We start from the raw sequence: 25,173 nt of genomic DNA, 5'->3' as shown, positions 1-25,173 counted from the left end.
GTAAGGGGGGGGTTGCCTCGCGGCGGGGGGAGCTGAGGCCGCGCCGGCGGCGGGGGAGAACGGCCTTAGGCGGGCAGCGGCCGCGCGGGGGAGGGATAATGAACCGGGCAGCGATCAATGTTCCGCGAGCCACCGCTCCGCTTTCTCTCTGACCAGCGCTAATACCTGCGCCGCTGGCATATAATGCTGTTGCTGCAGGTGCTGTTGAGCAATCTCGGGGTGAGAGACGATGGCATCGTAGGTGAGATCGTAGATGAGCGGTTTGATCTCTTTATTGAAATAGTTGGTTTCTCGGCTGGTTAACGATAATTTTTGGTCGGCTAAGATATTTATCTCGGCGGTTAGGCCGGGTCTGGCAAAGCTCAGTAATTTATCATCGCTTTTCTCTTCCACGATTTTTTCGTAGCCGCCCTCGAGCATCGCCGATCGCACGATCTCTGCGCGGGCGTTTTTGGGGATCTCTCGCTGCCGCTGGTGCCGCACGTCGTCGAGCACCGCATTGGCGCGTGAGCCGATATAGGAGTCAATATCCTGCGCCAGGCGGTGATTGACCGCATGGCGGGCATGAGAGATAGACGTGGCCTCCATAATCAGCCTGTTGGCTAAATCGGTGCAGATATCGCAGAGCGTCTGGACTTTATCCAGCGGCTTATTGCAGCCAAGCTTTAGCAGGTCATCGCACTGACGCATGGTGAGATCGAATGTAATGCGAGCATCATGGCTGTCTTCTGATATTTTTCTAAAGCTGGCCAGATTCACCCTGTCGGCGTGGTTGGATGCATTGTCGTTTATATCGTAACTATGGTTTTTCTGAAATAAATGCAGCAGGGCGTTAATATTCATTGCGCACACTCTTTATATGCCGAAAGTGAAAGGAGAACGTCTTTTTGCGATATGACGATAGTCTTCGTTAAATAGTCTTATGTCGCGTCGGTTATATCGATTTATATAGATGATTGTATCTGCACATTGCTTATTTGGTAGCGTGTGTCGTGATTTGTTTAATTATTGTTGATAGAGGTCGGCGCGTCCGCTTTTCCGCCTGCGGTGCGTGGCAGCGCGCTGCCGCAGCGCCTTGAGCCCGACTCCATCAATAAAAAACACGCGCGGGCGCGGCATAAATAGGGCGGTTCGATAAGCGATATCGACCTATTTCGCGTCGCAGGTCGGCGATAGGCTGCGGTTTTTAGTCATCAATGCGATATAACTCCATCGATATAGGCCATAAAATTATTCCGCAAATGAATAAATAGTACCGACGGCATTATTTATTATTGGCGGGGAAATGCATGCGCTGGCAATCCGCATTATTCACTCCTGCGCGGCGGACCGGCCTATTTTATCCGAGGCGCGGGGCATGAATAACGGCAAGGTGTGGCTCGTCGACGTCGGCAAATCCGCGCCCCCGGATCCGGTGCCCCAGGCGCACATTCACGCGCGGTTGGTCAACTACGCCGCCGCGCCGCGGGCAGAGGGCAAGGTGGGGAGGGCGCCGGCTATAGCAGGGTGACTCCGCCCGGCACCATGCTGAGCAGGTGCTGCGCGGGCCAATGGCGGGTAAGCCGCTGTTGGGTTAGCCGCCACTTAACCTCGTCGACGTCATTTTTGCCTCGATCCAGCAGCAGCCCGACGACGCTGCCGCTGTGCGCCACGTTGATGCCATATAGCCCACAGGCGTCGACCAGCGACCGCAGCGCATCAAAGCCGGGCTTGGGCAGCAGCCGCTGGCTGGCGATGGCGCTGAGGGTGGCGGCCTCGCCCATCCGATAGGGATCCTGTGTCGCGCAGGCCGCCTGTACCTTGTCCCAGGCGCGCTGGAGCGCGGGGGCACCGGCCTGTAACGCCGCCCGGCGCGCGGCGCGGTGATAGTCCGCCGTGCGCAGCGTCAGCGGGCTCTCCAGCACCAGCAGATCGAGCGCGGGCGGCGCCGCGCAGGCGATTTGCGTGGAGGCATCGTTATGATCGAACAGGGTCAACTGGCGAAACAGGGTGCTGTCGGTGGGCTCCAGGGAGACGCAAAGCGCGGCGAGCGTCCCCTCATCCAGGGTATGCCCCAGATGGTGCGCGGTGGCGACGGCGGTGGCGGCGATGTCCGCCGTGCTGCTGGCCATCCCCTTGGCCACCGGAATGGTGGAGTGGATATCGATGCGTATCTCGCGGCTCATCTGCGCCGGGTAGCGCCAGTGCTGCAATAGGCGCGTAACCATGGCGCGGGCCAGGGGGCGTTCGTCCGCCCGCGGCGCGCCGCGGCTGACTTCAACGGTGCTGTACCACCCGATGGGGCAGGAGATCAGCTTTTCACTGCCCAGGATCCAGCCCTGGATAAGCTCCCCGCAGGAGGCGGGGCACTGCGCAACGGCCACGCCTTCACCTTTGAACCGATAATTTTGCCGCATAGTGGCATGGCGACGGCAGGAAAGCCACGCTTTTCACCCTCGCCCTGCCGCGCCGGCGGGAGCGTGGGGAAAAAGCGTGCTATGGTGATAGTCTGAGAATCAGCGGCAACGCTATTTGCATGATAATAACGGGTGGAAGACGTACCCTCATGCGGTTTTTATGCTAAATTGCGCCGTCTTTACTTCTGTGATGGGCGACGAGCGCCGCGCAGGCGTGAGCATGAAGAGATCTTTGTGACGGTGAGCGAGCGTTGCTCGCTCACCATGTAATAAGCCGACAGGTTTGCCATATTAATGGTAGGGAAGGGGGTGTAACTCCCCCGCAGCCCCCGCTGCTGTGATGCTGACGACCCCGTGTACACCACTGATCGCAAGATTGGGAAGGACGGGCGAGGAGGACGCTAAGCCAGAAGACCTGCCCGTCGGTAACTACCAACAACTTCGGTGGGAAGTGGGTTGATCTGATGCATACAGTCGCAAGACTGGGTAACGGTGTATCTATACCCTCCAACCACCCTGAACAGGATCAGGGGCATGGCGGCACAGCAGTACGCGTTCGTTCTGGCGGGCACCGGCAGCGGCTGTGGCAAAACCACGGTGACGCTGGGATTGCTGAGTCTATTGAAACAGCGTGGGCTGCGCGTTCAGCCGTACAAAGTGGGGCCGGACTACCTCGATACCGGCTGGCATACGGCCGTGTGCGGCACCGCCTCCCGCAACCTCGATAGCTTTATGCTGCCCGCACCGACGCTTAACGCGCTGTTTGGCGAACGGATGCAGGGGGCCGACGTCGCGGTCATCGAGGGGGTGATGGGGCTGTATGACGGCTACGGCACCGATCCGAACTACTGCAGCAGCGCGGGGATGGCCAAGCAGCTCGGCTGCCCAGTGATCCTCCTGGTGGATGGCAAGGCGGTCTCCACCTCGATTGCCGCCACGGTGATGGGCTTTCAGCACTTTGATCCCACGTTGAATATCGCGGGCGTGATGGTGAATCGCGTCAACAGCGAGGCGCATTTCGCGCTGCTTAAAACGGCCATCGAACACTACTGCGCCATTCCCGTGCTCGGCTATATCCCGCAGATGGCGGGCGTTTCCCTGCCTGAGCGCCACCTCGGCCTGGTGACGGCCCGGGAGTCCGTCGTGCGGGCGCAGCCCTGGCAGGCGTTTGCCGCCGCGCTCGAACGCACCCTGGATATCGATCGCTTACTCTCCCTGTGCCCGATGGCGTCGCTGCCGCCCGGCGCCTGGCCTGCGCTGCCCGCCGCCGACGCCGGCCGCGGATTGACGCTGGCCATGGCCGAGGATGAGGCGTTCAACTTCTATTACCCGGACAACGTTGCGCTGCTCGAACGCACGGGCGTCGAGATCGTCCGCTTTAGCCCCCTGCATGACGCCCAGCTGCCCGACTGCCAGATGGTGTGGCTGGGCGGCGGCTACCCGGAGCTGTATGCCGAGAGGCTGGCGGCCAACGCACCGATGCTGGCGAGCCTGCGCGCGGCGCACCGGCGCGGCGCGGCGATCTACGCCGAGTGCGGCGGGCTGATGTACCTGGGCAGCTCGCTGGAGGATGCCGACGGGGCGATCCACCCGATGGCCAATATTATTCCCGGTCACAGTAAAATGGGGCAACGGCTGACCCGCTTTGGCTACTGCGAGGCGCAGGCGCGTCAGCCGACGCTGCTGGCGGATAGCGGCGAAACGCTGCGCGGACATGAGTTCCACTACTCCGACTTTTCCCCCCACCCCCCCGCGCTGCTGGCGTGTCGCAAAGTGCGCGATGGGGTGACCACCCAGGCGTGGGACGGGGGATGGCAGGTCGGCAGCGCCTTTGCCAGCTATCTACACGTTCATTTCGCCCAGCGCCCGCGGATGCTGAGCCGCTGGCTGGCGGCCGCCAGGGCGGCCCTATGACGCTCTTGGCCTGGTGCCTCGCCTGGCTCCTCGACGCCGCGATCGGCGATCCGCCGCGCTGGCCGCACCCGGTACGCTGGATGGGGCGCCTGATCACCGTCGTGCAGCGGTGCGTGCGCCGCTGCTGCCGCAGCGAGGGCGCGCTGCGCATCGGCGGCGGCGTGCTGTGGCTGACGGTGGTGGGGGTGACGTGGGGCGTGGCCTGGGGGGATTGACGCTGGCGCGGGCGATCCATCCGTGGCTGGGGTGGGCGGTCGAGGTCTGGATGATCTTTACTGCGTTGGCCGGCCGCTGTCTGGCGGACGCCGCCCGGGAGGTCGAACGGCCGCTGCGCGCCGGTGCGCTCGCCGCGAGCCGCGAAAAGCTCTCCTGGATCGTGGGGCGCGATACCTCGTCGCTGCAGCCGCCGCAGATCAACCGGGCGGTGGTGGAGACCGTCGCCGAGAATACGGTGGATGGCATCATCGCGCCGCTGTTCTTCCTGCTGCTGGGCGGCGCGCCGCTGGCGCTGGCCTACAAGGCGGTCAATACCCTCGACTCGATGGTGGGCTACAAGCATGAAAAGTACCGGGCGATCGGCATGGTCAGCGCCCGGATGGATGACGCGGCGAACTACCTGCCCGCGCGGCTGAGCTGGCTGCTGCTGAGCGCGGCGGCGTGGCTATGCCGCGAGGATGTTGCCCGCGCGCTGCGCATCGGCTGGCGCGATCGCCGCTGCCACAGCAGCCCCAACTGCGCCTGGCCGGAGGCGACCGTGGCCGGTGCGCTGGGGATCCGGCTGGGCGGGCCGAACGACTATTTTGGCCTGCGGGTGGAGAAGCCCTGGATCGGCGATGCGCGCCGCGCGGTTACCCCAGATGATATTTCCCGAACGATTCGACTGATGTGGGTCGCGTCAGCCCTGGCGCTGGCGCTGTTTATGGCGGTGCGCTGGCTGCTGGTCGGCGCGGTCTGAGGAGACGAGATCATGCAATATATCCAGCAACCCCAGGCGATTGAGGCCAAAAGTTTCGACATCATTGGCGAGATCATCCGTGAGACGCGCCCGACGTACCAGTTCGCCAGCCCGCTGCATGAGGCGATCGTCAAGCGGGTTATCCACACCACCGCCGACTTTGACTGGCTGGATATCCTCTGGTTCTCCCCGGATGCGCTGACGCAGCTGTGCGCGGCGCTGAGCCGGCCGTCCGTTATCTACACCGATACGACGATGGCCCTCTCGGGGATCAATAAACCCCTGCTGGCCACGTTTGGCGGCGAGTGTCGCTGCTATATCAGCGATGCGCAGGTGGTGGCGCAGGCGAAGGCGCAGGGGATCACCCGCTCCATGGCGGCGGTCGATCGGGCGGTGGCGGAGGGGGAGCGCCCGGTGTTTGTCTTCGGCAATGCGCCGACGGCGCTGTTTCGCCTGCTGGAGCACGATGTCGCCGTCGGCGGCGTGGTGGGGGTGCCGGTGGGGTTTGTCGGCGCGGCGGAGTCGAAAGCGGCGCTGACGCACAGCGGCTTGCCCGCCATTGCGGCGCTGGGGCGTAAGGGCGGCAGCAACGTGGCGGCGGCGATCGTTAACGCCGTGCTGTACCACCTGCGGGGGGAAAAATGAACGATCGGGCCTTCGATACGCCGGTGTGGCACCACGGAAAGGCGCTGCGCAAGGGCTATACCACCGGCTCCTGCGCCACCGCGGCCGCCAAGGTCGCCGCGCTGATGGCGCTGCGCCAGCAGCCGATCCACCAGGTCTCCATCGTCACCCCCTCCGGCGTCACGCTGAACCTGAGCGTTGAATCGCCGCATATCGAGGGGGAGCAGGCCATCGCCGCCATTCGCAAAGACGGCGGCGATGATGTCGATGCGACCCACGGTATGCTGATTTTTGCGCGGGTCACGCTCAACGACAGCGGCACGATATCGCTGTCGGGGGGCGAGGGGGTCGGCACCGTGACGCGCAAGGGAATTGGCTTGCCCATCGGCAGCGCGGCGATCAACCGCACGCCCCGCCACACCATTGAGTCGGCCGTGCGCGAGGCGATCGGCCCGACGCGCGGCGCCGCGGTCGAGATCTTTGCGCCGGAGGGCGTCGCGCGGGCGCAGAAAACCTACAACGCCCGCCTGGGTATCCTGGGCGGCATCTCGATCATCGGCACCACGGGCATCGTGACGCCGATGTCGGAGGAGAGCTGGAAGCGTTCGCTGGCGCTGACGCTGGAGATGAAGCGCGCCGCCGGGATGACGCGGGTGGTGCTGGTGCCGGGCAACCACGGCGAGCGCTTTGTGCGTGAGCAGATGGGGATCGAGGCCGATGCGGTGGTGACGATGAGCAACTTCGTCGGCTATATGATCGAAGAGGCGGTGCGCCTGGGGTTTCGCCAGATCGTGCTGGTCGGCCACCCGGGCAAACTGATCAAGGTCGCCGCCGGGATCTTCCACACCCACAGCCATATGGCCGATGCGCGCATGGAGACGCTGGTGGCGCATCTGGCGCTGCTTGGCGCGCCGCTGGCGCTGCTGACGCGGGTGCGCGACTGCGACACGACCGAGGCCGCGATGGAGCATATCGACGCCTACGGCTTTCAGTCGCTGTATGACCATCTCGCCGAACGTATCTGCCAGCGGGTCATACAGCGACTGCGCTTTACCCAGCATCTGCCGATCTGCGACGCCATTCTGTTCTCGTTTGATAACCAGACGCTGGGCAGCAACCGCCCGGTCGCCGCGATCGTGGCGGATCTGCAATGTTGACGGTCGTGGGGGTGGGGCCGGCGGGCGTCCATCTGATGACCCCCGCGGCGCGCGATGCGATCGCGCAGGCGGAGAGCCTGGTGGGCGGGGCGCGTCATTTACAGCAGTTCCCGACCTTTCGCGGCGAGACCTTCACCCTCGGCGCCAACGTCGCGGCGCTGCTGGCCTGGCTGGAGGCCCGGCGCCGGCGCCGCGTGGTGATCATGGCCTCCGGCGATCCGCTGTTTTACGGCATCGGCACGCGGATCGTGGCGCACTTTGGTATTGAGCATGTGCGCATCATCCCTGGCATCAGCGCGGTGCAGTATCTCTGCGCGCAGGCGGGCGTCGACATGAACGAGATGTGGCTCACCAGCAGCCACGGCCGCCGGGTCAATTTTGATGAGCTGGCGCGCCATAGCAAGGTCGCGATGGTCACCGACGCGCGCTGTGGACCGAAAGAGATCGCCGCGCAGCTGGTTGTGCGGGGGAAAGGGCATCGCTGGATGGTGATCGGTGAAAACCTGGCGATGGAGAGAGAGCGGATTTACTGGCTGCCCGTCAGTGAGGTCCGCGCCGACTATGAGATGAACGCGGTGGTGATCCTCGATGAACGATGAGCTTTTTCTGCGCGGCGAAACGGTGCCGATGACCAAAGAGGCGGTGCGCGCGCTGGCCCTCAGCAAACTTGCGCTGCACCGAGCCCGCCATCTGATTGATATCGGGGCGGGAACCGGCAGCGTGTCGATTGAGGCCGCGCTGCAGTTTCCCTCCCTGCGGGTGACCGCCATCGAGAAAAACCCCGCGGCGCTGCGCCTGCTGGCGGAAAATTGCCGGCGCTTTGCCTGCGACAACGTCAGCATTCTGCCCGGCACCGCGCCGATGCCGGTGGCGGCGCGGGCCGACGCCGTGTTTATGGGCGGCAGCGGCGGCCACCTGACGGCGCTGATGGACTGGTCCATGGCGCAGCTGCATCCCGGCGGGCGCCTGGTGATGACCTTTATCCTGATGGAGAACCTGCATAGCGCGCTGGCCTACCTGGCGCAGCGGGGAGCGCAGGGCGTGACGTGCCAGCAGATACAGACGGCGTCGTGGGTTCCGCTCGGCAAGGGCCACTACTTCAAACCGAATAATCCCGTTTTTGTTATCGCCTGTCAGAAGGAGGAGCATCATGTCTGAGACATTCGATCCCCGCTGCGTGTGGTTTGTCGGCGCGGGGCCCGGCGATCGTGAGCTGATTACCCTCAAGGGCTATCGGCTGCTGCAGCAGGCGCAGGTGGTCATCTATGCCGGGTCGCTGATCAACCCTGAGCTGCTGGCGTACTGCCCCCCCGGGGCCGAGTGCCACGACAGCGCGGCGCTGCATCTGGCGCAGATCCTCGATCTGATGGAGGCCGGGGTCCGGGCCGGGAAAACCGTAGTGCGTCTGCAGACGGGCGATGTCTCCCTCTACGGCTCCGTGCGTGAGCAGGGGGAGGAGCTGACCAAGCGCGGCATCGCCTGGCAGGTGGTGCCGGGGGTCAGCGCCTTTCTCGGCGCGGCGGCGGAGCTCGGCGTGGAGTATACCGTGCCCGACGTCGCGCAAAGTCTGATCATCACCCGCCTCGAAGGTCGCACGCCGGTGCCGGCGCGTGAGCAGCTGGAGTCGTTCGCCCGCCATCAGACGTCGATGGCGATTTACCTCTCCGTTCAGCGGATCCACCGGGTTGCGGAGCGGCTGATCGCGGGGGGCTATCCGGCCGCTACGCCGGTCGCGGTGATCTATAAGGCAACCTGGCCGGAGAGCCGCACCGTTCGCGGCACGCTGGCGGACATCGGCGATCGGGTGCGCGATGCGGGGATCCGTAAAACGGCGCTGATCCTTGTCGGTAGCTTCCTCGGCGATGAGTATCACTACTCAAAGCTCTATGCGGCGGACTTTAGCCATGAATACCGTAAAGCCTGAGTCCATCGCGCTATTTTGCCTGACGCCCGGCGGCGTGCGGCTGGCCAAGCGGCTGGCGGCGCGGCTGCCGCTGACCTGTTTTACCGGCGAGGCGCTGTGGGAGGCGGGGTTTATCCCGTTCGACGGCGGCCTCGCCCAGACCGTTCGCCGCGCCTTTCCCCACTATTCGGCGCTGATTTTCATCGGCGCGACGGGGATCGCCGTGCGCGTGCTGGCGCCGCTGCTCAATGACAAGTTCAGCGATCCGGCCGTGGTGGTGATCGATGAGCGCGGTCAGCACGTGATCAGCCTGCTCTCCGGACATGTGGGGGGGGCCAACGCCTTGACCCGCGCTCTGGCGGGCATGCTGGGGGCCGATCCGGTGATCACCACCGCCACGGACGTGAACGAGATGGCCGCGCTGGATACGCTTGCGCTGCAGCTTGACGCTCGGATGGCCGACTTGCGCTCGGCGGTTCGGGAGGTTAACTCGATGCTGGTCAGCCAGCGGCGGGTCGGGCTGTGGTGGGATCCGGCGCTGGCGGCAGAGGTCAGCCGCTGCGATCGGCGGGGATTTATCACCGTGAGCGACCTGCAGGCGCTGCCCGCGCTGGATGCGCTGGTGTGCATCACCCTGCGCCGCGATCTGCCGGAAATTCCGCTGCCGCACTGGAAGCTGGTGCCGCAGCGGGTGGTCGCCGGCATCGGCTGTCGGCGGAATACCCCCTTCCCGCTGTTGGACGCGCTGCTGGCGCGCCAGCTGGAGGCGCAGGGGCTCGATCCGCTGGCGCTGAAGGCGATTGGCAGCGCGGCGCTCAAGCGCGATGAGCCGGGGTTGATCCAGCTCGCCGCCCGCTGGCGCATCCCGTTTCACACCTTTACCACCGACGCGCTGCGCGCGCATGAGCAGCGCTTTCCGATCTCGCCCTTCGTGCGTCGCACGGTCGGCGTCGGGAGTGTCTCGGGACCGGCGGCCTGGCTGCTGAGTCATGGACAGCTCGTAGGCGATACCCTGCGTGAGCAGGGCGTCACGATTACCTTAGGAGTTTCATCCGGATGTTAACCGTTATTGGAATCGGCCCTGGCTCACAGGCCATGATGACGATGGAGGCCGCTGAGGCGCTGCAGGCGGCAGAGATCATCGTCGGCTACAAAACCTATACCCACCTGGTGAAAGCCTTTACCGGCGACAAGCAGGTGATCAAGACCGGCATGTGCAAAGAGATCGAACGCTGCCAGACGGCGATTGATCTGGCGCAGGCGGGGCATAACGTCGCTCTGATCAGCAGCGGCGACGCGGGGATCTATGGCATGGCGGGGCTGGTGCTGGAGCTGGTCAGCCGGCAGGGGCTGGCGGTCGAGGTTCGCCTGATCCCCGGAATGACCGCCAGCATCGCCGCCGCGTCGCTGCTCGGGGCGCCGCTGATGCATGACTTCTGTCATATCAGCCTCAGCGATCTGCTGACCCCCTGGCCGGTCATCGAAAAGCGCATCGTCGCCGCCGGCGAGGCCGACTTTGTGATCTGTTTCTACAACCCGCGCAGCCGCGGCCGCGAGGGGCACCTGGCGCGCGCCTTTGCGCTGCTGTCCGCCGTCAAAAGCGCGCAAACCCCGGTGGGGGTGGTGAAGTCCGCCGGGCGTAAAAAGCAGGAGAAGTGGCTGACCACCCTGGGGGAGATGGATTTTGCGCCGGTGGATATGACCAGCCTGGTGATCGTCGGCAATAAGACCACCTACGTGCAGGACGGCCTGATGATCACGCCGCGGGGCTACGCGCTGTGAACCCTGGCGAGGTGCTGGTGATCGGCGGCACCAGCGACGCCCGGGCGCTGTGCCAGCAGCTGGATGCGGCCCAGGTGGCCTACACCTTGTCGGTGGCGACGCCGACCGGCGAGGCCCTCGCCGGCGAGATCCGCGGGCGAGTGCGCTGTGGGCGCCTGACGCAGGCGGAGATGGTCGCCTGGCTTGAAACGCACCGGACCCGCTGGGTGATCGACGCATCGCACCCCTATGCCGAGCTGGTCAGCCGCAGCATCACGCAGGCCTGTCACACCGCGGGCGTGCTGCTCAGCCGCTATCAGCGCCCGGAGCAGCTCAGCGATCTCACCCACCCGCTGCTCCACCGCGTCGCCAGCATTGAGGCGGCCAGCGCGCTGGCGCGACGCTTTGGCGAACGGGTGTTGCTGACCACCGGCAGCAAAGATTTGGCGCGCTGGCGCGCGGCGCTGCCGGAGAAAACGCTGCTGGTGCGCGTGCTGCCGCTGGCGGAGGTGATGGCGCAGTGCGCCGAACTCGGCTTCGGCGTCGGGCAGATCTTCGCGCTGTGCGGCCCCTTTAGCGCGGCGTTTAACGCGGCGTTTTATCGCCACTGTCGGGCTGACGTGGTGATAACCAAAGCCTCCGGCGCCGAGGGCGGCTATCAGGAAAAGGTGCAGCCCTGTCTGGATGCCGGTATTCCCTGCATCGTTATTACACGTCCGGCGCCGCAGGTGACGGGCGCGGAGTTACTGGAGAGTCTGGCCGACTTTCAACGGCGCTTGGCGCGCTGGCTGGCCACGGCTTAAGGAGAATGAGATGAAAAAGGCGCTTCTGGTGGTCAGCTTTGGCACCAGCTACCGCGAGACCGGTGAGAAGAATATCGCGGCCTGCGAGCGCGATCTGGCGAGCCACTGCCCCGATCGCGATCTGTTCCGGGCATTTACCTCCGGCATGATCATCCGCAAGCTCAGGCAGCGCGACGGCATTGCGATCGACACGCCGCTGCAGGCGCTGCAGCGGCTTGCGGAGCAGGGATATCAGGATGTTGCGATTCAGTCGCTGCACATTATTAACGGCGATGAGTATGAGAAGGTGGTCCGCGAGGTGCAGAGCATGCGCCCGCTGTTTTCCCGCCTGACGCTGGGGGCACCGCTGCTGAGCAGCCATGAGGACTACGTGCAGCTGATGCGGGCGTTGCGGCAGCAGATGCCGCCGCTGGGGGCGCAGGAGAAAGTGGTGTTTATGGGACACGGCGCGACGCACCACGCCTTTGCGGCCTATGCCTGCCTCGATCACATGATGCGGGCGCAGGGTTTTCCGGCCTGCGTGGGGGCGGTAGAGAGCTATCCGCAGGTCGATATTCTGATCGAGAGCCTCGCTCGGGAGGGGGTTCGCGCGGTGCATCTGATGCCGCTGATGCTGGTGGCCGGGGATCATGCGATCAATGACATGGCCTCAGAGGAGGCGGACTCCTGGCGAACGCAGTTCAACGCCGCCGGGATCCCGGCGACGCCGTGGCTGAACGGCCTGGGCGAAAATCCGGCCGTGCGGGCGATGTTCGTGGCGCACCTGCAGCAGGCGCTGAGCGGCGCGATGGAGGCGGCGGCATGAGCGGCAAACTGTACGCCCTGAGCACGGGGCCGGGCGCCGCCGATCTGATCACCGTCCGCGCCGCGCGGATCCTCGGCTCGCTGGATATCCTCTACGCCCCGGCGGGACGCAAAGGCGGCGATAGCCTGGCGCTTTCCATCGTTGGCGACTATGTCGGCCCGCGGACGGAGGTGCGCTGCTGTCACTTTCCCATGAGCGCCGACGGCGCGGAGAAAGAGGCGGTCTGGGACGCGGTCGCGGCGGCGCTGGAGGCGGCGGTGAAGGCCGGCAAGCAGGTCGGCTTTATCACGCTCGGTGACGCCATGCTGTTCAGCACCTGGGTCTTTTTACTCCAGCGTCTCGGCAGCCCCGACTGGCTGGAGATCGTTCCGGGCGTGACCTCGTTTGCCGCGATCGCCGCGCGCGCCAGGACGCCCCTGGCGATGGAGCAGCAGTCGCTGGCGGTGATGGCGTGCACCGCGCCGGAGGCGGAGATCGCGCAGGCGCTCTCGCGCCATGACACGCTGGTGCTGATGAAGGTCTATGGCCGGTTTGCGCGCATCAAGGCGCTGCTGGCGCAGGCCGGCCTGCTGGAGTGCGCGCTGATGATGTCCGACGCCACGCTGCCCGGCGAGCGGTGCTGGCGCCACCTGAATGAGGTCGACGACGAGCAGGCGCTGCCGTATTTTTCGACCATTTTAGTCAATAAGGGGTGGGGGGGATCACGATGAACCTCGAACAGCAGCTCAAGCGGCTGTCATTCAGTGGTCTGGCGGCGGCGCTGCTGCTGCTGATGGCGCCGCAGCAGGCGTTTGCGATGCACATCATGGAGGGGTTTCTGCCGCCGACCTGGGCGCTGGCGTGGTGGCTGCTCTTTCTGCCCTGCCTGTGGTACGGCCTGGTGCGCCTGCGCAGCATCGTGCAGGAGGAGAGCCATCAGAAGGTGCTGCTGGCGCTGTGCGGCGCGTTTATTTTTGTCCTCTCGGCGCTGAAGATCCCCTCGGTGACCGGCAGCTGCTCACACCCGACGGGCGTCGGCCTGGCGGTGATCCTGTTTGGGCCCGGCGTGGTCGCCATCCTCGGGGCCATCGTCCTGCTGTTTCAGGCCCTGCTGCTGGCGCACGGCGGGTTAACCACCCTGGGCGCCAACGGCATGTCGATGGCCGTGATGGGGCCTATCGTCGGCTATTGGGTATGGACGCTGGCCTGTCGCGCCGGGATCCGCCGCGACGTCGGGGTCTTCCTGTGCGCCATGCTGGCGGATTTGATGACCTACGTTGTGACCTCGGTACAGCTGGGGCTGGCCTTCCCGGATCCGACGGCGGGGGCCGCCGCCTCTATCGTGAAGTTCATGACCATTTTCTGTCTGACGCAGGTTCCGATCGCCGTTGCCGAAGGGCTGCTCACCGTCATGATCTACGACCAGTTGACCAAACGCCGGCTGATTAGGGCATAAGGAGAGGGCGATGAAAAAGACGTTAATACTGCTGGCGATGGTGATTGCGCTGGTGATCCTGCCTTTCTTTATCGATCACGGGGGCGAGTTCGGCGGCGCGGATGGGGAGGCCGAAAGCCAGATCCTCGCGATCGCGCCGCACTATGAGCCCTGGTTCCAGCCGCTGTATCAACCCGCCAGCGGCGAGATAGAGAGCCTGCTGTTTACCCTGCAAGGCTCCCTTGGCGCGGCGGTGATATTCTACATTCTGGGATACGCCAAGGGCAGGCAGCGCCGTGATGACCGGACTTGATAGGCTGAGCTATCAGAGCCGCTGGCTCCACGTCGCGCCGGAGCGGAAGTTTCTGCTGTGGCTGCTGCTGATGATCCTGGCGTTTACCCTGCCGCCGCTGGGGCAGGGGGTGACGCTGGCGGTGACCGCCGCGCTGACCTGCTGGCTGCTGCGCATCAGCCTCTGGCGCTGGTGCCGCTGGATGGCGCTGCCGTTTGGCTTTTTGCTGATCGGCGTGCTGACGATCCTGGTCAGCGTCAGCCGCGACCCGCAGACGCTGGTGGTGGGGCTGCCGCTGGGCGATCGCTGGCTGGGGATCGCCGCCGCCGGGCTCGTCACCGCCAATGAAACCCTGTGGCGCAGCCTCGCCGCGCTGGCGGCGACGCTTTGGCTGGTGCTGAACCTGCCGTTTCCTCAGCTGCTCCTGCTGCTTAAGCGGGGGCGGGTGCCGCGGCTGCTGATCGAGCAGATCCTGCTGATCTGGCGCTTTATCTTTATTCTGCTGGACGAGGCGCTGGCCATCCATCGCGCGCAGACGCTGCGCTTTGGCTATCGGCGCCTGCCGCAGAGCTACCGCTCCCTGGCGATGCTGGTCGGGCTGCTGTTTAGCCGGGTGCTGATCCGCTATCAGCAGATGGCCACCGCGCTGGATGTCAAACTGTATCAGGGTGATTTTCACCTCTAAGGAACGCACCATGCTGGCTACCCTCGACCTCGGATTTCGCTATCAGGAGGCGCAGGTACTGAAGGGCGTGTCGCTGGATCTCGCCGCCCACGCCGTGACCGGGCTGGTGGGGGCCAACGGCTGCGGCAAATCCACGCTGTTTATGAACCTGAGCGGGCTACTGCGGCCGCAGCAGGGGGCGGTGCTGTGGCAGGGCCAACCGCTGGATTACAGTAAGCGCGGTCTGCTGGCGCTGCGTCAGCAGGTGGCGACGGTCTTTCAGGACCCCGATCAGCAGCTTTTTTATACCGATATCGACAGCGATATCGCCTTCAGCCTACGCAACCTGGGCGTGGCAGAGGCGGAGATCGCCCGGCGCGTAGAGGATGCGCTGACGCTGGTGGATGCGCACCCGTTTCGACATCAGCCGATCCAGTGCCTGAGCCATGGGCAGAAAAAGCGCGTGGCCATCGCCGGGGCGCTGGTGCTGCAGGCGAAATACCTGCTGCTGGACGAGCCGACGGCGGGCCTCGATCCCGCCGGGCGGGCGCAGATGATCGCGATCGTTCGGCGGATCGCGGCGCAGGGGAACCACGTGGTGATCTCCAGCCATGACATCGATCTGATCTACGAGGTCAGCGATGCCGTCTACGTGCTGCGCCAAGGCGAGGTGCTGGCGCAGGGGGCGCCGGGCGAGGTCTTCGCCCGCGCCGATCTGATGAGGGCGGCCGGGCTGACGCAGCCTTGGCTGGTGAAGCTGCACACGCAGCTGGGGCTGCCGCTGTGTAAGCGTGAGGATGAGTTTTTTCAACGTATGCGACACAACGCGATAAAGGAGGCCCGATGACGCAGGCGATGGCGATTATGCTGCAGGGGACCGCCTCTGACGTAGGCAAAAGCGTGCTGGTGGCGGGACTGTGCCGCATTTTTTATCAGGACGGCCTGCGTACGGCGCCCTTTAAGTCACAGAATATGGCGCTGAACTCCGGCATTACGCCGGATGGCAAAGAGATGGGGCGCGCCCAGATTTTTCAGGCGCAGGCGGCGGGCATTGCGCCGGACGTGCGGATGAACCCGGTGCTGCTCAAGCCGACCAGCGATCGCAAAGCGCAGGTGGTGCTGATGGGGGAGGTGGCGGCCGATATGGACGCCGTCAGCTACCATCAGTACAAGCCGCGTCTGCGCGAGCGCATTCTGGCGGTCTACCAGAGCCTGGCGCAGCAGTATGAGGCGCTGGTGCTGGAGGGGGCCGGCAGTCCGGCGGAGATCAACCTGCGCGATCGCGATATCGTCAACATGGGGATGGCCGAAATGGCGCGCTGCCCGGTGATCCTGGTGGCGGATATCGACAAAGGGGGCGTCTTCGCGTCGATCTATGGCACGCTGGCGCTGCTGCGCCAGGGCGAACGGGCCCGGGTGAAAGGGGTGATCATCAATAAGTTTCGCGGCGATGTGGCGCTGCTGCACTCCGGCATTGAACAGATTGAAGCGCTGACGGGGGTGCCGGTGCTGGGGGTGATGCCGTGGCTTGAGGTGGATCTCGACGACGAGGACGGCGTCGCGCTGCAGAAGGGCAAATACCGGCAAACGGCGCCGCGCGATATCGATATCGCCGTGGTGCAGATACCGCATATCTCGAACTTTACCGACGTTAACGCCCTGGCGGCGCAGCCGGATGTACGGGTGCGCTATGTCAGCCATCCGCAGGCGCTGGCCGGCGCCGATCTGGTGATTTTACCGGGCAGTAAAAATACGCTGGGCGATCTGGCCTGGCTGCGTGAAAGCGGCATGGCCGATGCGCTGCTGCAGGCCCACCGTCAGCGGGTGCCGCTGATAGGGATTTGCGGCGGCTACCAGATGCTGGGCAGCACCATTATCGACGAGGTGGAGTCGGGGCTGGGGACGCAGCCCGGCCTCGGCCTGCTGCATATCGTCACCCGCTTCGCGCCGCGTAAAACCACCGCGCTGGCCGCGGCGCAGGTGACGATGACGCCGCCGGCGTGGCTGCACGCCGCCGCCGGTGTGGCGCTGAAAGGCTACGAGATCCACATGGGAGAAACGCAGCGGGCGGCGGGGTGCCGTCCGGCGCTGTTTATCGAGAGAAACGGCGAGCGGGTGGCGGATGGCGCCATCAGCGACGATGGGCTGGTGATCGGCACCTACCTGCACGGACTGTTCGACAGCGATGCCTTTACGCACGCCCTGGTGGACAGCCTGCGTCATCGCAAGGGGCTGGCGCCGCGGCAAAGGACGCTGGACTATGCGGCCTACAAAGCCCAGCAGATCGATACTCTGGCCAGCGCAATGAGAGAGCATATTGATATTAAAGCAATTTATAAAATAATGCGCGAGCATCGGGAGGCGGAGGCATGATTTTAGTGACCGGAGGCGCGCGCAGCGGAAAGAGCGCGCACGTCGAGCGGCTGGCGGCTCAGCGCTGCGAGCGCATTCTGTATATTGCGACCGCCAGCGTCACCGATGACGAGATGGCGGCGCGCATCGCGCAGCACCGCGCGCAGCGCCCGTCGCACTGGCGCACCTGGGAGGGGTATCGCGATCTGGGCGAGGTGATTCGCCACCAGGTGCGCCCCGGCGAGGGGGTGGTGCTGGAGTGTATCACCACCATGCTGGCCAACCTGCTCTATGAGGCCAGCGGCGGCGCCTCGCCGGAGACCCTGGATTTCCCGGCGCTTGAGGCCGTGCTGCAGCGTCAGGTGGACGATCTGATCGCGGCGTGCCAGCAGTCGGCGGCGCCGGTGTTCATCGTGACCAATGAGCTGGGGATGAGCATCACCCCGGAGAACCGACTGGCGCGCCACTTTGTCGATATCGCCGGCCGGGCGAACCAACGGCTGGCGCAGGCGGCGCAGGCGGTGTGGCTGGTGGTTTCCGGGATCGGCGTGCAGATTAAAGCGGAGTAGGGCCGCAGGCGGTCGCCCCGGCGCTGCCCGCACGGCGGCGTTGGGCGGGGTTAGGGCGCTATCTGCAGCGTAAAGCGATACGGCTTCACCTCTTTGCGCCGGGCCTCCGCGCGGCTTTGCAATATCCGCAGCTCATACTTTCCGCTGGCGGGCAGGGTATAGCGCCCCTGGCTATCCAGCGCCGGAGAGTATTTCCATAAGTCGACCGCATCGTCGATCCCCGGGCCGAATAAAACCGCTGCGACCGTCTCCTTGGGCAGGGTGAGGCGCAGGCGCTGATCTTTATTGGCCCGGAAGAAATAGGCGTCGTAGTCGTACCCCTTGATGGTGCCGGAGTAGCGTGCGCTGTCATGCCCCTTGGGGAAGACGACGTCGATCTGCCTGCCGGCGGCGACGGCGGTCGCGCTGAGCGCGGACAGCAGTAGGGTGATTGACGCGATGGCCGACCATTTCATGTTGATTTATCTCCTGGTGCCGATTGATGCGCTGATTCTAGCCTAGGCTCGGCGCGGCGCTTAATCGGATTTTTCTTGCAATGCACGGCGTTGATGGCCCTGGGCGCGGTGCGCCGCACGACGCGCTTAGGGTTGAATCCGCTGTTGCCACAGCTCCCCGAAGCGCAGGTCGACGCTGGCCGGAAAGAAGCGCATCCGCCCGGCGCAGGGCGTAAAGGTGAACTCGCTGAAGTAAATATCCTCGCCGACCAAGAACCAGTCCATCCGGCAGTAATCGACGTCGGCGCTGAGCTGGCGTGAGAGGGCCAGCATCTCATCGAGCCTGGCGGGCCTGCGGATGCGCGTATCAAGGTTGTTGGGGTAGCGTCTCTCGATATAGCCTACGCACACCTCCTGGCGCCGCCACGCCGGATCATAAATATTGACGGACTCCTCGCCGCGGGCGTCGGTAAAATCCACCTCGATAAATTGAGGCTGCCCCGCAAAGCAATGTACCCGAAACAGCTCTGGCGTAATGTCGCGATCCGCGTGGGCGAATACATCCAGGTATTTTTCACAGATGATTCTCGGAACGATATTTTTATAGTGCCTCTCGCGTGTGGTGACATACATATTTCGAGATAAGTAAAAGTTTATTTTTTCGCGCGCGCTGGCGATATCAAATTTATCCTTATCGGTACAGATGATGGCGCTGGCGCTATCGTGGGAGCACTTGATAACGAATTGCTGCGGTAGCGCGTCAAGGTCGATCTGATCGAAAGAAGGATAGATCCCCAGCGTGGGCACCACATATTTCTCACCGATCCGCTGGGCGATAAATTTCCGGGCGTTGACCTTGTCCGCTAGTTCGGTAAAGCGTTGGTTTCTATCAAACAACATGCGGAATATGATCTTTTCATTGAACGTCTGCGGCGGCGAAAGTTGAATCTCACGGCCGAAGTCATATTTGAAACGTCTGGCTTTGAATCGTTTATCGCTGAGCAGCAGGGTGCGTAGTATCTTTAGCCGATACTCCACCCTTTTTAATAGCCATTTAGCCTGCATGGCGGACTTCCCCTTAAATAAAGCTAATGCCGAATGGTGTCATTTTTACTGCGCGCGCGTAATTGTGTGATTTATCTGTCAGGATAAATAATACCTAATTTTTGTCGCCAAGAATCAATGCCAGGTAAACGGGATAGATGTTAATAATAATTTTTATTTTGAATTATAACTGGGGTTATTAGCCATCGCGGTACACCCCCGGCCAGCGTATTTGGCCGGGGGCTGCGGATAGTGCGTATGGGGGAATGTCACGATGCGCGGCGCCAGGGGGTGGGTGAGCCCGCCGGCGGCCGCGGCGGCGTCGATAGCGGACCGCGCGCCGTGCGCGCGGCGAGTGGGCTAGCGCAGGGAGAGCACCAGCATCAGCAGCAGCGCGGCGCAGATGATAATGGCGATCGGTAGCACGATGAGCTGCACAAACAGGCGTCGACTCTCGGCCGCATCGTTCCCCACGCCGGCCAGCACCAACGCCCCGCCGCTGGAGAACGGCGAGTAGCCGGTAAAGGTGGCGAACGCCGCGATCACCGAGAACAGCAGGGCGGTATGTTCGGTATGGATCTTGGCGGCGATGGGGAACATGGTCGGCATCACCGCCCCCATGCTGGAGGCAAACAGCGACATGGCAGAGGAGAGGCCCCCCATGATATACACCACGCCATAGCCGCGGCTGTCCTCCCCCTGCACGTCGTTAACCCAATGGGCTATCTGGTCAACGGCGCCGCGATCGACCGCCAGGTTGATCAGCATCCCCAGGCCGCAGATCATGATAATGATCGACCAGGGAATATTCTCCATCGCCTTGCGCTCATCGGCCACCTTCAGCAGCAGGCTGGCGACGATGCCGATAAAAGAGAGAAAGGTGGGATTCAGCGCCCGGGCCGCCGCTTTGAGCGCCGTCGACGCCGGTAGCAGCGATGACAGCAGCGCCGGAAGGATGATCAGCAGGAAGACGCCGCAGACCAGCCACAGGGTGCGCTTCTGCTCGGCGGTAAACGGCGCCGGCCGCGCCATGTTTTCCACGGCCTGAATCCGGTATCCCCTGAGCAGCAGGTAGCTGACGGCAAAGATCGCCGTGTGGGCCAAAAACATGCTTAGCCCGATGGCGTAGGTATAGTGCAGCGCCAGCGGGGCGGGAATGTTCAGGTTTTCCAGCATCCCGTTGACCACCCGTCCCCCCAGGGTAAAGGGGTTGAAGCCCCCGGCGCAGGCGCCGCTGTAGACGATCACCGCCGCCAGCATCTTGCTCATGCGGATCTGGGTGGCAATCAGCATGATCAGCGGCGAGAGAAAGGCGAAGGCGGCATAGTGCCCCGGTCCGATCCCGGAAAACACCACCACGCACAGGTAGAAGATCACCGGCATCAGCCAGGGAAAGTGGCGGCTCATGTATATCGCGTGCTGGGCGCCGCGGTTGAGCGTGCCGTTGGCGATGGCAAAGCCATAAAAATAGGTGATGGAGAAGAGGATGAAAAAGAGATTTAACGGCCATAGCGCCAGCTGCTTTCCGCTGGAGAGGCCCGCCATGTTGGCCAGGATAAAGGCAAAAATAATGGCGAATATACCGATATTTATTTTGATGAAATAGCCAAGGGCGATGGAGGCGACGATGGCCAGGATGATAAGGGTATTGATATCCAGCATAGTGTGTCCTCTTTTTAATGATGACAGAGAGGAAAGCAAGAGGTGTGCCAAGCTGGAAATGGGATTTTTTTGTGATATGAATCAAATATATCCAGGGGATACGCCGCGCTGCTGCTGCCCCCGTCACACTTTATTTTCGCGGGGGTAACAGGCGCGGCGTAAAGCGTCACAACTTTGTTATGGTTCGGATGCCTCGCGCCGATCCGCCTCCGAGGATGGGTCGTGAATGTGACGGTAGATACTCATTTTGCTGATATTTAATTGGCGCGCCGCCTTCTGCTGATTCTGCTGATTGCGCGCCAGATAATATTGCACGATCTGGCGTTGGCAATGGCCGGTCATGAGCTTGAAGTCATCCAGCAGCGGGATGCGACAGGTCAAGACGTCGCCGCTCGCCGCGCCGTCGGCCGCGTCTGGCTGGCAGTAGCGCAGCAGGATCTGGGTCGGGGTCAGGGCGGGGAACACCCGGTAGAGGATGGCGAAGCGCTCGATGATGGCCCGTAGCTCGCGGACGTTGCCGTGAAACGGGTGGCGGCACAGCGCCGTCAGCAGCGCCGCCTCCTGCTCCTCGTCCAGGCGACACCCCAGGGTGTGCAGAAAGCGGCGCCCCAGCAGGCGGATATCGTCGTCGCGGCTACGCAGCGGCGGCAGCAGGATATGCAGCGTGTTCAGCCGGTAGTAGAGATCGCCGCGGAACAGCCGCTCATCGATCCGGCGTCGCAGGTCCTGGTTGGTGGCGGTGATGATGCGCACGTCGACCGGCAGCACCTCGCTACCGCCGATGCGCATGATCTCCTTTTCCTGCAGGGCGCGCAGCAGTTTGGTCTGCATGCTCAGCGGCAGCTCGCCTATCTCATCCAAAAACAGGGTGCCGCCGTGCGCCAGCTCGAACAGCCCGGCCTTGCCCCTGCGATTGGCGCCGGTGAAGGCGCCGTCCACATAGCCAAACAGCTCGCTCTCCAGCAGGTTCTCCGGGATCGCCGCGCAGTTAATCGCCACAAAGGGCTGGCTGCGCCGCGCGCTGCTGCGGTGCAGGCTCTGGGCAAACAGCTCCTTGCCCGTGCCAGACTCCCCTTGAATCAAGACGTTGGCCTGCGTGGCAGCGTAGTGACGCGCCAGGGTTTTGATATCCTGCATCGCCGGATCGGCGGTGAGGATATCGTCAAAGTCATAGCGCGCGACAAACCCCTGCCGCCGCCCCTCCTGCTGGCGCAGGCGGTGCTCGGCGTGGCGGATCAGGCGCGAAGCCGACAGGGTACAGACCACCCCGAGGCTGCGCCCCTGGCTGACGATGGGCACCCGGTTCACGATAAAGGTATCGCCGTTGACCTCCACCACCTGGCCCAGCTGGCTCCGCTGGCTCTTCAGCACATCCCGGGTGCGCGAGTCCGGGATCAGGGTACGGACCTCACGGCCGATCACCGCCGGCAGCTCGCGGCGTAGGATCGCCAGCGCCGCCGGATTAACCTGAATGATGCGATCCTGCGCGTCGGTGACGATCAGCGCCTCGGCGATGGTCGCCAGCATGGTGTCCAGCTGTGCGGCCTTATTGCGGCTCTCATCTTCCGCGTGCGCCAGCAGCATCGCCTGATGCAGCGCCCGGTAAATGGCGTCGTCGTCGGCGGTCAGCAGCCGCGCGCTCACGCCGAGCCGCTGCGCCGCCCGCACCACCAGAACGCCGCCGATGACGACATCCAGGGCGCGGATCTCATCGCTGAGCAGCAGCGCGTCGATATCGTCGTGGCCGTGGAACACATCCTGCCGGATCGTCATCGCCAGCGCCTGGGCAATCGGCGCCACCCCGGGCAGCGGCTGGCGGTAGCTGATCACGCCGACCCGGGTGACCGCTCCCCGCAGCGGCAGCAGCAGCGTTAGCAGGTCGAGGGCGCTGGTTTCGATAGAGACCACCGGCTTGAGCGTATACAGACGGATTTTCTCCGCGGTGCCGCCGCGGCTGATCACCGCCGCGATGTCGTCCGGCAGGCGCGCGATCTGGCGGGCGACGGCGTCAAAGGCACCGTCGATCACCGTCAGGCGGCAGCCCAGCGCCGCCGCCTGCTGTCGTGCCAGGGTCGCCAGCTGGGGGTAGGGGGCAATAAAGGCAAAGTGAAATTCGGCGCTCATGGAAACTCCTTGGTCAACGCGGCCAGGTGAGCGCGAGCGCAGAGGAGCCGCGTGCGCGGCCCCTCGCGGCGCACTCCGGCGTGAGGCGCTATCGCCCGTCGGACGTCGGAGCCAACAGGCTGTTGCGCAGGTAAAATTGCCCGTCCAGCAGGATCCGCGCGGTGCGGGTCACCCGCGCCTTACGCAGCCGGTATGTCTCCCCCAGCCGCTCGACCGCGCAGTCGATCACGATCACCCCGCTGGGATGGCCGATGCGCAGGCGATCGCCGGCGTGCGCCGCCGGCGCCATCCGTTGGTATACCAGGGTGCCGGGGATGCGGGCGGCGGCGCCCAGCGCGACGGTGCCCGTCACCGGGTGGGCCTTATGCACCGCCTGCATAAACACCAGGCGTGAGACAATGTCGCACTGCTCCGCCGCGATGTGCTTTCCGTTAAAGGTATCATGCGCGCGCGGTGGGCTGACAATGCTGAAAAAGGGCGCATAGGGGATCCGCTGCGCCGCCGCGCGCCAGTCATCGATCAGCCCAATCCGCTGCGCCGCTTTGGCGCGGATCTCTTCGATCAGCGCCATCCGCTGCGCATCGCCGCCGATCTCGGCCGGGGTCTCCGTGCCGCGCAGCCCCAGCGCCTCGGCGTCGATAAACACCGTGACGTTGCCCGCGTCGATGATGGAGACCTGATACGTCCGCCCGCCGGCCTCAAGGGTGTCGCAGGGCGCTCCGCTGGGCAGCAGCGCCCCGGTGCTCTCCCCGCCGCAGTCGGCCCAGTCGATCTCGATGCGGGCGCCGCTGCCCGGTACGCCGTCGATACGGCAGTCGCCCTCAACCCGCGGCATACCGTCGGCGACCGGCACATCGGCGATCAGGACCCGTCCGGTGTTCATCATATGGATACGTACCCGGGTCAACGGCGCGTCGGCGGCGATCATCCCCTTCTGGATCGCGAAGGCGCCGACCGCCGCCGAGATATTGCCGCAGTTGCCGGCGTAGTCGATGAAGGCCTCGCTAAGGCTGACCTGGCCGAAGATGTAATCCACGTCCGCGTCGGGCCGGCTGGCGGGGGCGATGATGGCCAGCTTGCTGGTCAACGGATCGGCGCCGCCCAGCCCATCGATCTGGCGCAGATCCGGGCTGCCGAAGACGGAGAGGATCACCCGATCGCGCAGGGTGGGATCGGTGGGGAGGGCATTCTTCATGATAAAGATGCCCTTGCTGGTGCCTCCGCGCACGATAGCGACGGGGAGTGCGGTCACTTCAGTTTGCATCACGACCTCCGGTTTGTCTGAGATAGTTCACGAGGCCGCCGGCGCGGATCATCGCCATGATGTGATCCGGCAGGCGGGTACAGGGGTAGATCTCTTGCTGGGTGATATTGAGGATAATGCCCTGGGCGATATCGATGGAGAGCGCATCGCCCTGGCGGATCTCGCTGGCGCGCGGCGCGCTGAGCGCGGGGATCCCCAGATTGATGCAGTTACGGTAGAAAATGCGGGCGAAGGAGCGGGCCACCACCGCCTGGATCCCCAGATACTTGAGGGTGAGCGGCGAGGTTTCGCGCGACGAGCCGGAGCCCAGGTTATTGCCGGCCACCAGAATATCCCCGGGGCGCACCTGTTCGGCGAAGTAGGGGTTGACGGCGGCCAGGCAGTAAGGGGCGGCCTCGGCGATGCTCAGCGCCATATGCTGCGGCGGTGAGATGATATCGGTGTTGATATTGTTGCCAAACGTCCAGACATTACCGTGTAGCCGCGTATCCATCGGGGACCTCACAGACGCGTTGCGGTGAAAGGATGCTGCCGGTCAGGGCAGCGGTGGCCACGGAGCGCGGAGAGGCCAGCGCATAGCGTGCGACGATGTCGATACACCTTCCTCTGCGGGAGTGCCGCCGGGTGCACAAACGCGGTCGCTTCGATCCGCGTCAGGCCGCTGGCCATCAGGCCATCGATACGCGTTCGCCTCTCCGGCGCCGGGATCCCGGCGGTGAGAGTCCTGCAGCCCGTCGCGTGGGCAGACGTCGCTCAGGCTAACCTGCGCGGGCCAGCCACACATTCGAATTTCGGTCAACGTCAGCGTCTTTGTCTCGCGCGGCTCATCGCGCACCCTGGCGAGTCAGGCGCTTTCTCCGTGAATAAACGACGCGAAGCGGCGGCGGTTACCGCCGTGCTCCTGCGTCTCAATTTTGATGACGTGCGTGGCCATATCCGCGAGCGGCATGCCGCAGAAGGGCCCGACCGGCGCGGGCCATGTCCCGTACCACTGAATCCCTAACAGTCTGATCCCGCATTGCAATGGCTCTCCCCG

At 64.2% G+C, this 25,173-nt stretch carries 25 protein-coding genes, 1 pseudogene and 1 riboswitch; of the genes and pseudogenes, 18 read left to right on the top strand and 8 right to left on the bottom strand.

Annotated features, from left to right (window positions below; translation table 11 throughout):
• Positions 1-114 precede the first annotated feature (114 nt).
• Together BRD58_RS10490 and BRD58_RS10480 are read right to left on the bottom strand one after the other, a co-directional pair.
• Complete coding sequence (locus BRD58_RS10490) at positions 115-843, bottom strand: hypothetical protein (protein ID WP_012848846.1); 729 nt, start codon at positions 841-843, stop codon at positions 115-117.
• Positions 844-1,496: 653 nt separating this feature from the next.
• Positions 1,497-2,363 carry a GHMP family kinase ATP-binding protein gene (locus BRD58_RS10480; protein ID WP_069578730.1) on the bottom strand — a complete coding sequence of 289 codons (867 nt, stop codon included), beginning with the start codon at positions 2,361-2,363 and terminating at the stop codon, positions 1,497-1,499.
• Between the two features lie 295 nt (positions 2,364-2,658).
• A riboswitch (cobalamin riboswitch) is annotated at positions 2,659-2,833 on the top strand.
• Between the two features lie 97 nt (positions 2,834-2,930).
• Between BRD58_RS10480 and BRD58_RS10475 the strand changes: the two genes are divergently transcribed.
• From BRD58_RS10475 to cobU, 18 genes and pseudogenes are all read left to right on the top strand, one after another.
• Positions 2,931-4,310: a cobyrinate a,c-diamide synthase gene (locus tag BRD58_RS10475; protein ID WP_073382813.1), complete on the top strand. Its 1,380-nt coding sequence runs from the start codon at positions 2,931-2,933 to the stop codon at positions 4,308-4,310.
• Positions 4,307-5,265, top strand: a pseudogene (gene cbiB / locus BRD58_RS10470) (adenosylcobinamide-phosphate synthase CbiB). Before BRD58_RS10475 ends, cbiB begins: the two are co-directional and overlap by 4 nt.
• Before the next feature lie 12 nt (positions 5,266-5,277).
• On the top strand, positions 5,278-5,910 hold the full coding sequence (locus tag BRD58_RS10465) for a cobalt-precorrin-8 methylmutase (protein WP_073382808.1): 633 nt from the start codon (positions 5,278-5,280) through the stop codon (positions 5,908-5,910).
• Positions 5,907-7,046 carry a cobalt-precorrin-5B (C(1))-methyltransferase CbiD gene (cbiD, locus tag BRD58_RS10460; protein ID WP_012848838.1) on the top strand — a complete coding sequence of 380 codons (1,140 nt, stop codon included), beginning with the start codon at positions 5,907-5,909 and terminating at the stop codon, positions 7,044-7,046. Before BRD58_RS10465 ends, cbiD begins: the two co-directional genes overlap by 4 nt.
• Positions 7,040-7,645 (top strand): cobalt-precorrin-7 (C(5))-methyltransferase, encoded by a 606-nt coding sequence (locus BRD58_RS10455; protein WP_073382805.1) that lies wholly within the window; start codon positions 7,040-7,042, stop codon positions 7,643-7,645. Before cbiD ends, BRD58_RS10455 begins: the two co-directional genes overlap by 7 nt.
• A complete protein-coding gene (locus BRD58_RS10450; protein ID WP_012848836.1) occupies positions 7,635-8,204 on the top strand; it encodes a decarboxylating cobalt-precorrin-6B (C(15))-methyltransferase in 570 nt (189 codons plus the stop codon). The genes BRD58_RS10455 and BRD58_RS10450 overlap by 11 nt, the downstream gene beginning before the upstream one ends.
• Positions 8,197-8,970 carry a cobalt-precorrin-4 methyltransferase gene (locus BRD58_RS10445; RefSeq protein WP_012848835.1) on the top strand — a complete coding sequence of 258 codons (774 nt, stop codon included), beginning with the start codon at positions 8,197-8,199 and terminating at the stop codon, positions 8,968-8,970. Before BRD58_RS10450 ends, BRD58_RS10445 begins: the two co-directional genes overlap by 8 nt.
• Entirely contained in the window at positions 8,951-10,012 is a 1,062-nt protein-coding gene (cbiG, locus tag BRD58_RS10440) for a cobalt-precorrin 5A hydrolase (RefSeq protein WP_012848834.1), read from the top strand. Before BRD58_RS10445 ends, cbiG begins: the two co-directional genes overlap by 20 nt.
• A complete protein-coding gene (locus BRD58_RS10435) occupies positions 10,006-10,731 on the top strand; it encodes a precorrin-3B C(17)-methyltransferase (RefSeq protein ID WP_015461638.1) in 726 nt (241 codons plus the stop codon). Before cbiG ends, BRD58_RS10435 begins: the two co-directional genes overlap by 7 nt.
• Positions 10,728-11,513, top strand: a complete 786-nt coding sequence (locus tag BRD58_RS10430) for a cobalt-precorrin-6A reductase (protein ID WP_012848832.1) — start codon at positions 10,728-10,730, stop codon at positions 11,511-11,513. Before BRD58_RS10435 ends, BRD58_RS10430 begins: the two co-directional genes overlap by 4 nt.
• A gap of 10 nt (positions 11,514-11,523) precedes the next feature.
• On the top strand, positions 11,524-12,318 hold the full coding sequence (cbiK, locus tag BRD58_RS10425; protein WP_012848831.1) for a sirohydrochlorin cobaltochelatase: 795 nt from the start codon (positions 11,524-11,526) through the stop codon (positions 12,316-12,318).
• Positions 12,315-13,028, top strand: a complete 714-nt coding sequence (locus BRD58_RS10420) for a cobalt-factor II C(20)-methyltransferase (protein WP_012848830.1) — start codon at positions 12,315-12,317, stop codon at positions 13,026-13,028. The genes cbiK and BRD58_RS10420 overlap by 4 nt, the downstream gene beginning before the upstream one ends.
• Positions 13,025-13,753, top strand: coding sequence for a cobalt ECF transporter S component CbiM (gene cbiM / locus BRD58_RS10415; RefSeq protein WP_012848829.1), 729 nt, complete (start codon positions 13,025-13,027; stop codon positions 13,751-13,753). The genes BRD58_RS10420 and cbiM overlap by 4 nt, the downstream gene beginning before the upstream one ends.
• Before the next feature lie 10 nt (positions 13,754-13,763).
• The gene (locus tag BRD58_RS10410; protein WP_015461634.1) at positions 13,764-14,045 is read left to right on the top strand and encodes an energy-coupling factor ABC transporter substrate-binding protein; all 282 of its coding nucleotides are present in this window, start codon (positions 13,764-13,766) and stop codon (positions 14,043-14,045) included.
• Positions 14,032-14,709: an energy-coupling factor ABC transporter transmembrane protein gene (locus BRD58_RS10405; RefSeq protein WP_012848827.1), complete on the top strand. Its 678-nt coding sequence runs from the start codon at positions 14,032-14,034 to the stop codon at positions 14,707-14,709. Before BRD58_RS10410 ends, BRD58_RS10405 begins: the two co-directional genes overlap by 14 nt.
• A 10-nt stretch (positions 14,710-14,719) precedes the next feature.
• Entirely contained in the window at positions 14,720-15,535 is an 816-nt protein-coding gene (locus tag BRD58_RS10400; protein WP_015461633.1) for an energy-coupling factor ABC transporter ATP-binding protein, read from the top strand.
• A complete protein-coding gene (locus BRD58_RS10395; protein ID WP_034168633.1) occupies positions 15,532-17,061 on the top strand; it encodes a cobyric acid synthase in 1,530 nt (509 codons plus the stop codon). The genes BRD58_RS10400 and BRD58_RS10395 overlap by 4 nt, the downstream gene beginning before the upstream one ends.
• On the top strand, positions 17,058-17,609 hold the full coding sequence (gene cobU, locus BRD58_RS10390) for a bifunctional adenosylcobinamide kinase/adenosylcobinamide-phosphate guanylyltransferase (RefSeq protein WP_012848825.1): 552 nt from the start codon (positions 17,058-17,060) through the stop codon (positions 17,607-17,609). Before BRD58_RS10395 ends, cobU begins: the two co-directional genes overlap by 4 nt.
• Positions 17,610-17,659: 50 nt before the next feature.
• Here the strand turns inward: cobU and BRD58_RS10385 are convergent, their stop codons facing one another.
• The 6 genes from BRD58_RS10385 to BRD58_RS10360 form a co-directional block, all read right to left on the bottom strand.
• The gene (locus BRD58_RS10385; RefSeq protein WP_073382800.1) at positions 17,660-18,064 is read right to left on the bottom strand and encodes a PPC domain-containing protein; all 405 of its coding nucleotides are present in this window, start codon (positions 18,062-18,064) and stop codon (positions 17,660-17,662) included.
• Between the two features lie 126 nt (positions 18,065-18,190).
• On the bottom strand, positions 18,191-19,108 hold the full coding sequence (locus tag BRD58_RS10380) for an ATP-grasp fold amidoligase family protein (RefSeq protein ID WP_073382795.1): 918 nt from the start codon (positions 19,106-19,108) through the stop codon (positions 18,191-18,193).
• A 339-nt stretch (positions 19,109-19,447) separates the two neighbouring features.
• A complete protein-coding gene (locus BRD58_RS10375; protein WP_015461630.1) occupies positions 19,448-20,749 on the bottom strand; it encodes an SLC13 family permease in 1,302 nt (433 codons plus the stop codon).
• 177 nt (positions 20,750-20,926) lie between these two features.
• The gene (locus tag BRD58_RS10370; protein WP_073382790.1) at positions 20,927-22,873 is read right to left on the bottom strand and encodes a sigma 54-interacting transcriptional regulator; all 1,947 of its coding nucleotides are present in this window, start codon (positions 22,871-22,873) and stop codon (positions 20,927-20,929) included.
• 88 nt (positions 22,874-22,961) lie between these two features.
• Positions 22,962-24,137 carry a 2-methylaconitate cis-trans isomerase PrpF family protein gene (locus BRD58_RS10365; protein WP_073382786.1) on the bottom strand — a complete coding sequence of 392 codons (1,176 nt, stop codon included), beginning with the start codon at positions 24,135-24,137 and terminating at the stop codon, positions 22,962-22,964.
• The gene (locus BRD58_RS10360) at positions 24,127-24,630 is read right to left on the bottom strand and encodes a LeuD/DmdB family oxidoreductase small subunit (RefSeq protein ID WP_012848819.1); all 504 of its coding nucleotides are present in this window, start codon (positions 24,628-24,630) and stop codon (positions 24,127-24,129) included. Before BRD58_RS10360 ends, BRD58_RS10365 begins: the two co-directional genes overlap by 11 nt.
• Between the last annotated feature and the right edge of the window lie 543 nt (positions 24,631-25,173).

Origin of the sequence: Edwardsiella piscicida (assembly GCF_001896205.1) — a bacterium.
GTDB classification, from domain to species: Bacteria; Pseudomonadota; Gammaproteobacteria; order Enterobacterales; family Enterobacteriaceae; genus Edwardsiella; species Edwardsiella piscicida.
The sequence above is the reverse complement of the archived record's forward strand: the minus strand, read 5'-3'. Positions and strand labels throughout refer to the sequence as shown.

Coding starts and splice junctions, on each gene's coding strand:
- cbiD (WP_012848838.1), top strand. CDS start 5,907: ATGAACGATCGGGCCTTCGATACGCCGGTGTGGCACCACGGAAAGGCG.
- BRD58_RS10375 (WP_015461630.1), bottom strand. CDS start 20,749: ATGCTGGATATCAATACCCTTATCATCCTGGCCATCGTCGCCTCCATC.
- cbiK (WP_012848831.1), top strand. CDS start 11,524: ATGAAAAAGGCGCTTCTGGTGGTCAGCTTTGGCACCAGCTACCGCGAG.
- BRD58_RS10410 (WP_015461634.1), top strand. CDS start 13,764: ATGAAAAAGACGTTAATACTGCTGGCGATGGTGATTGCGCTGGTGATC.
- BRD58_RS10490 (WP_012848846.1), bottom strand. CDS start 843: ATGAATATTAACGCCCTGCTGCATTTATTTCAGAAAAACCATAGTTAC.
- BRD58_RS10370 (WP_073382790.1), bottom strand. CDS start 22,873: ATGAGCGCCGAATTTCACTTTGCCTTTATTGCCCCCTACCCCCAGCTG.
- BRD58_RS10475 (WP_073382813.1), top strand. CDS start 2,931: ATGGCGGCACAGCAGTACGCGTTCGTTCTGGCGGGCACCGGCAGCGGC.
- BRD58_RS10385 (WP_073382800.1), bottom strand. CDS start 18,064: ATGAAATGGTCGGCCATCGCGTCAATCACCCTACTGCTGTCCGCGCTC.
- BRD58_RS10365 (WP_073382786.1), bottom strand. CDS start 24,137: ATGCAAACTGAAGTGACCGCACTCCCCGTCGCTATCGTGCGCGGAGGC.
- BRD58_RS10420 (WP_012848830.1), top strand. CDS start 12,315: ATGAGCGGCAAACTGTACGCCCTGAGCACGGGGCCGGGCGCCGCCGAT.
- BRD58_RS10465 (WP_073382808.1), top strand. CDS start 5,278: ATGCAATATATCCAGCAACCCCAGGCGATTGAGGCCAAAAGTTTCGAC.
- BRD58_RS10380 (WP_073382795.1), bottom strand. CDS start 19,108: ATGCAGGCTAAATGGCTATTAAAAAGGGTGGAGTATCGGCTAAAGATA.
- BRD58_RS10405 (WP_012848827.1), top strand. CDS start 14,032: ATGACCGGACTTGATAGGCTGAGCTATCAGAGCCGCTGGCTCCACGTC.
- cbiM (WP_012848829.1), top strand. CDS start 13,025: ATGAACCTCGAACAGCAGCTCAAGCGGCTGTCATTCAGTGGTCTGGCG.
- BRD58_RS10360 (WP_012848819.1), bottom strand. CDS start 24,630: ATGGATACGCGGCTACACGGTAATGTCTGGACGTTTGGCAACAATATC.
- BRD58_RS10450 (WP_012848836.1), top strand. CDS start 7,635: ATGAACGATGAGCTTTTTCTGCGCGGCGAAACGGTGCCGATGACCAAA.
- BRD58_RS10435 (WP_015461638.1), top strand. CDS start 10,006: ATGTTAACCGTTATTGGAATCGGCCCTGGCTCACAGGCCATGATGACG.
- BRD58_RS10400 (WP_015461633.1), top strand. CDS start 14,720: ATGCTGGCTACCCTCGACCTCGGATTTCGCTATCAGGAGGCGCAGGTA.
- BRD58_RS10455 (WP_073382805.1), top strand. CDS start 7,040: ATGTTGACGGTCGTGGGGGTGGGGCCGGCGGGCGTCCATCTGATGACC.
- BRD58_RS10395 (WP_034168633.1), top strand. CDS start 15,532: ATGACGCAGGCGATGGCGATTATGCTGCAGGGGACCGCCTCTGACGTA.
- cobU (WP_012848825.1), top strand. CDS start 17,058: ATGATTTTAGTGACCGGAGGCGCGCGCAGCGGAAAGAGCGCGCACGTC.
- BRD58_RS10445 (WP_012848835.1), top strand. CDS start 8,197: ATGTCTGAGACATTCGATCCCCGCTGCGTGTGGTTTGTCGGCGCGGGG.
- cbiG (WP_012848834.1), top strand. CDS start 8,951: ATGAATACCGTAAAGCCTGAGTCCATCGCGCTATTTTGCCTGACGCCC.